Origin of the sequence: Mesorhizobium sp. M7A.F.Ca.CA.002.04.1.1, assembly GCF_004022805.1 — a bacterium.
In the GTDB taxonomy this organism is placed as follows: domain Bacteria; phylum Pseudomonadota; class Alphaproteobacteria; order Rhizobiales; family Rhizobiaceae; genus Mesorhizobium; species Mesorhizobium ciceri.
The window spans coordinates 1-4,651 of the sequence record NZ_RZPL01000460.1 but is presented as its reverse complement, the minus strand read 5'-3'; the positions used below and the strand labels follow the sequence as shown (position 1 = coordinate 4,651).

General features: G+C 62.1%; 5 protein-coding genes. 1 reads left to right on the top strand and 4 read right to left on the bottom strand.

The genetic code is table 11. From position 1 onward, the window contains the following. The 4 genes from ENZ75_RS21640 to ENZ75_RS21625 all read right to left on the bottom strand — a co-directional run. Window positions 1-934: amidohydrolase (locus ENZ75_RS21640; protein ID WP_128278303.1), on the bottom strand; the 934-nt coding region annotated here is incomplete at its 3' end. After that, the gene (locus ENZ75_RS21635) at window positions 931-1,740 is read right to left on the bottom strand and encodes an ABC transporter permease (protein WP_082826529.1); all 810 of its coding nucleotides are present in this window, start codon (window positions 1,738-1,740) and stop codon (window positions 931-933) included. The genes ENZ75_RS21635 and ENZ75_RS21640, both read right to left, overlap by 4 nt. Next, window positions 1,737-2,900: an ABC transporter permease gene (locus ENZ75_RS21630; RefSeq protein ID WP_164760936.1), complete on the bottom strand. Its 1,164-nt coding sequence runs from the start codon at window positions 2,898-2,900 to the stop codon at window positions 1,737-1,739. The genes ENZ75_RS21635 and ENZ75_RS21630 overlap by 4 nt, the downstream gene beginning before the upstream one ends. Before the next feature lie 67 nt (window positions 2,901-2,967). Continuing rightward, complete coding sequence (locus ENZ75_RS21625; RefSeq protein WP_063168759.1) at window positions 2,968-4,023, bottom strand: ABC transporter substrate-binding protein; 1,056 nt, start codon at window positions 4,021-4,023, stop codon at window positions 2,968-2,970. A 121-nt stretch (window positions 4,024-4,144) separates the two neighbouring features. Here ENZ75_RS21625 and ENZ75_RS35630 point away from each other — a divergent pair. Continuing rightward, window positions 4,145-4,651: aminotransferase class III-fold pyridoxal phosphate-dependent enzyme (locus tag ENZ75_RS35630; RefSeq protein ID WP_128278302.1), on the top strand; the 507-nt coding region annotated here is incomplete at its 3' end.

Below are 4,651 nucleotides of genomic sequence, written 5' to 3'. Positions count from 1 at the left end.
CAATCGCGATCATCGCATCGGCTTGCGCCGGGGTGTTGATCGTCGGCGCGAAGGGCGTTTCATAGAGAATGTCGACGCTGGCGCCAAAAGCTTCAGCCTCGTTTTTCGCGATGCGGCGGATTGCCGTCTCCAGCGTCTTTTGAACCTGATGGTCGAAGGTGCGCACGGTGCCGGTCAGAAACGCCGTATCGGGGATGGTGTTGAAGGCTTCGCCTGCGCGCAGGCTGCCAACGGTGACGATTGCCGGAGCGTGCACATCGGTCAGGCGGCCGGGCAGGGCTTCGATTGCGAGCAGGATGCGCGCGGCGATGGGGAGTGGATTGATCGCCAGATGCGGTGTCGCCGCATGGCCGCCCCTGCCGTGGACGACGATCTCGAAGCGATCGGCCGCCGCGGCCACCGTTCCGCGGTGGACGGCGATCTCGCCGAGCGGCCGTTCGCAATTGTGCAGCGCGTAAACTTCATCGCAGGGGAAACGCTGGAAAAGGCCCTCATCCAGCATGGCAAGCGCCCCACCTCGACCCTCCTCGGCCGGCTGGAAGATGAAATGCACCGTGCCGGCGAAGTCGGGCGAGCGAACAAGTGCTGACGCTGCGCCGAGCAGCATTGTCGTGTGGCCGTCATGGCCGCAGCCATGCATCCTCCCGGGGACGCGGGACGCATGCGGCAGCGGCCGCGCCTCGGTCATCGGCAGGGCGTCCATATCGGCGCGAATGCTCAGGCTGCGACCAGCGCCGAGCCTGCCCCTGAGCGTGCCGACGACGCCTGTGCGGCCGACACCTTCGGTCGTCTCGATGCCCCACGAGCGCAGTTTGTCCGCCACGAAACGTGCCGTCTCGAACTCTTCGAAGCCGAGTTCTGGATTGGCATGCAGATGCCGCCGCCAGGCCGTCATCTCTGTCTCTAGTTGCTGCACCGAGGGTACCAGTCTCATGCCGATGCCTTTGCGCGAAGAGTTTGTGAGCGGCTCTGCAGGATGGCGATGACCACAAGCAGGATTGCCGAGAAAGCGATCAGCAGCACGGCGACGGCCGCGATGGCGGGACTGATGGACTCGCGCACCCCGGAGAATATCATGCGAGGCAAGGTTCGCTCTGCGCCCGTCGAGAGGAAACTTGCGACGACGACTTCGTCGAAAGAGATGATGAAGGCGATGATGGCCCCTGTAATGACGCCCGGCGCTATCAGCGGCAGCACTACCTTGAAGAATGTGCGCATGGTGCCGGCGCCGAGCGATGCCGCCGCGCGAACCAACGTCCGGTCGAAGGTCGAAAGGCTGGCGACGACAGTCGTCAGCATCACAGGCACGGCCATGGCCGTATGCACCAGAATGATCGATAGCTTGTTGCCAACGAGTCCCAGTGTGGCGAAGAATGAAAAGGCCGCGACGCCGACAATGACGACTGGCGTCACCAAGGGCGCGGCGATGATCGCATAGAGGATCCGTTTGCCGGCAAAATCGCCCCAGGCGAGCCCGATCGCCGCCGGTATGCCGAGCAGCAGCGCCAGAACCGTGGTGGACAGCGCGATGACGACCGAGTTCCACAGCGCGGTCGGCCAGCGCTGGTCGACCCACAGTTCGGCATACCAGCGCAGCGACCAGCCCGGCGTCGGAAACGCCAGCGAGTTGCTCGAGGTCAGCGACATGGGGATCACGATCAGCAGGGGCAGGATGATGAACGCCAGCAATGTCGCCGCATAGGCATACATCAGCCATTTCCGAAAGCGGTCGGCGCTCATGCGACATGCGCCTTGCGGCGGAAGAGGACGGACGCCGTCCAGAACAGGAATGCAAACAGGACGAGGATCATCAGCAGTTGCAACGAAAGCGCTGCACCCATGCCCCAGTTCAGTGTGCTGTTCGTGTAGAACGCTATGTAGCTGGAGATCATCTGGTCGGTCGGCCCGCCGACAAGCGTCGGGGTGATGTAGTAGCCGAGTGCGAAGACAAAAACGATCGCCCCGCCGGACAGGATTCCTGGCAGGATCAACGGCAACTGCACGCGGCGCCACGCTGTGAGCCACGGCGCGCCCAGTGACAGTGCCGCGCGCATATAGGTGGTCGGAACCCGCCGCATGACGGCGACGACGCAGAGCACCATCATGGGCAGCAGAACCTGAACCATTGCCACGTAGAGTGAAAAGCGTGTGTAAATGAGATTGAGCGGCTCGCTGACGATGCCGAGGCCAAGCAGCGTGGAATTCACGGGTCCGTTCTTCTGCAGCACGATGATCCAGATGACGGTGCGCACCAGCAGCGATGTCCAGAGCGGAAACAGGATCAGCGCGAACATGAGCTTCGACCAGGCCGGCGGCGCGCTGACAATTGCCTGCGCCAGCGGCACGGCGAGCACCGCGCAGATCACGGTCACCACGATGCTGATCCAGATCGTACGCAGCAGCGCGTCGACGAAGATGGCGCGATCGGCTGAAATGGCTTCGATCGAATTGTCCGCGCCTCGCTTCAGGTCAAGGCTCGCAAGCAGATAATAGTCCGTTCGCGCGCTTTGCTGACGCGCGATGACCTGCCAGAGATCGATATTTTTCCAGCCGGCCTGTTTGGAGAGCACCTCGTCGCGCACGGGACGCATAGTCAGCTTGCCGTCGGCCGCATCCTTTGCCGTCTTGATGACGAGGAAACGGCTGCCGACGACGCGCTGGTTCACGAGTTGCGCCAGTACGCCTTCCTTTCCGGCGCGCCGCGCGTCGGCCAGGTCCTCGACGAGTGCTGCAAAGACGGGTTCGCCAGGCAGGCCGCTATCTGCTTTCCAGCCTGCCAGAGCGGCAATTGTGTGCGGCAGGTTGTTCGAAAAATCCGAGTTGTCGACGGCCAGAGCGAGGAAGCGCGCCACCGGCCACAGAAACAGAATGACGACGAACAGGATAAGCGGGGCCGTCAACAGGGCGAGCATGCCGCCCCGTTGGCGCCGCTTTATAGCCGGCTTTGTCCCGACCAACATGCCTGGGTTACTTCGCGAGCCAAGCCTTGAAGCGTTCTTCCAGCGCTTCCTTGTGCTCGGTCCAGAAGTCGTTGTTATAGGCGGCGCCGTACTGGAGGTGCTCCGGCGACGTCGGCAGGTTGGCCTTCCAATCCGCGGGAATGAGGTCGGCGGCTTCCTTGCGGCCGGTGCCATAGGCATAGAGTTTCGAGAAGCCGGCCTGATTTTCAGGGATGGAGAACCACTTGAGGAGATCCAGCCCGCCCTGCTGGTGCGGTGCGCCCTTCACCACGGCCCAGTAGTCGGTGCCGTAGAAGAAGCCTGCGTCCCATGCGATGGCGTAGGGCTTTTTCTCGTTAATGGCTTCGTTGGTGATGCGTGCATTGAACGCGTCGCTGAGCGTCACTTCCCCGCTGTCGAGGTTCTGGATGCCCTGCGTCGTGGTGGACCACCAGACGACGTTCGGCTTGATCTTGTCGAGCATGGCGAAAGCCCGGTCGATACCTTCCGGCGTGGCCAGCACCTTGTACATGTCCTCGCGCTTAACGCCGTCGGCCATCAGCGCGTTTTCCAGCGTGAACTGCGCCTGCTGGTAGAGGCCACGCTTTCCCGGAAATTTCTCGACGTTCCAGAAATCCGCCCAGCTCTTCGGCGCGGCGTCGCCCTTGTAGACATTTGTGTTGTAGGCGAGGACCGTGGCCCAGGTATCGGACGCGACGCCGCATTCGTGCAGGGTGCCCGGCAAATAATTGGCCGCGTCGCCTGTGATTTCTGGCGTCAGCGGAATGAACAGGCCTTCGGCGCAGCCGACTTCCATGGCGGGCGCTTCGACCGAGACGACGTCATAGGTGATGTTGCCCGCCTGCACCTGGGCACGCACCTTGGCGACCTCGCCGCCCCACTCTTCCATGACGATCGGGACGCCCGTCTTTTCGGTGTACTTGTCCCAGACCCCATCCTTGTAGGCCTTGTCCCATGTACCACCCCAGCCGACTACCGTGACGGGGTCGGCCGCGGACGCGACCAAAGCCGAGGTCGCGAGGCAGATCGCGGCGGCAGATACGGCTTGCAGATAAGTCCTCATTGCAGTTCCCCTTTCTTATCGTTGTAGATTTGATCAAATTTCAAACGCAAAATTGATTGATTAGCAACAGGAATTTACGGTACGGTGTAAAAAAGTGAAAAAGCCAAAGGGATTTGATCGAATGCTGCAAGGCACTAGAGACGTGCGCGCCAATGTCAGTCTCGCTGCTGTTCTGGACGAGGCGCGACAGCGTTTCGCTGACGCAAACCCGAACAGCCGGGCGCGTCAGAACGAGGCCGCGGCATCGTTGCCGGGCGGCAATACGAGGGCTGTTCTATGGTATCGGCCATTCCCCGTATCGTTTGTTTCCGGTGAAGGCTGCAGGGTGACCGATCTGGACGGCCATACCTATGTCGACCTGGTCTCGGAATACAGTGCCGGTTTTTACGGCCACTCCGACAAGGCGATTTCGGCGGCCCTTGTGGACGTCATACAGGGTGGCATCATGTTGGGCGCACCCAACCGCTATGAGGCGCGCCTGGCTGCCGCGGTGGTCGACCGTTTTCCGGCCATCGAGCGCGTGCGCTTCTGCAACTCGGGCACCGAGGCGAACATCATGGCGATTTCGGCGGCTCGCGCCATCACGCAGCGCTCGAAGATCCTCGCCTTCCGCGAGGGCTATCATGGC

Coding starts and splice junctions, on each gene's coding strand:
- ENZ75_RS21625 (WP_063168759.1), bottom strand. CDS start 4,023: ATGAGGACTTATCTGCAAGCCGTATCTGCCGCCGCGATCTGCCTCGCG.
- ENZ75_RS21635 (WP_082826529.1), bottom strand. CDS start 1,740: ATGAGCGCCGACCGCTTTCGGAAATGGCTGATGTATGCCTATGCGGCG.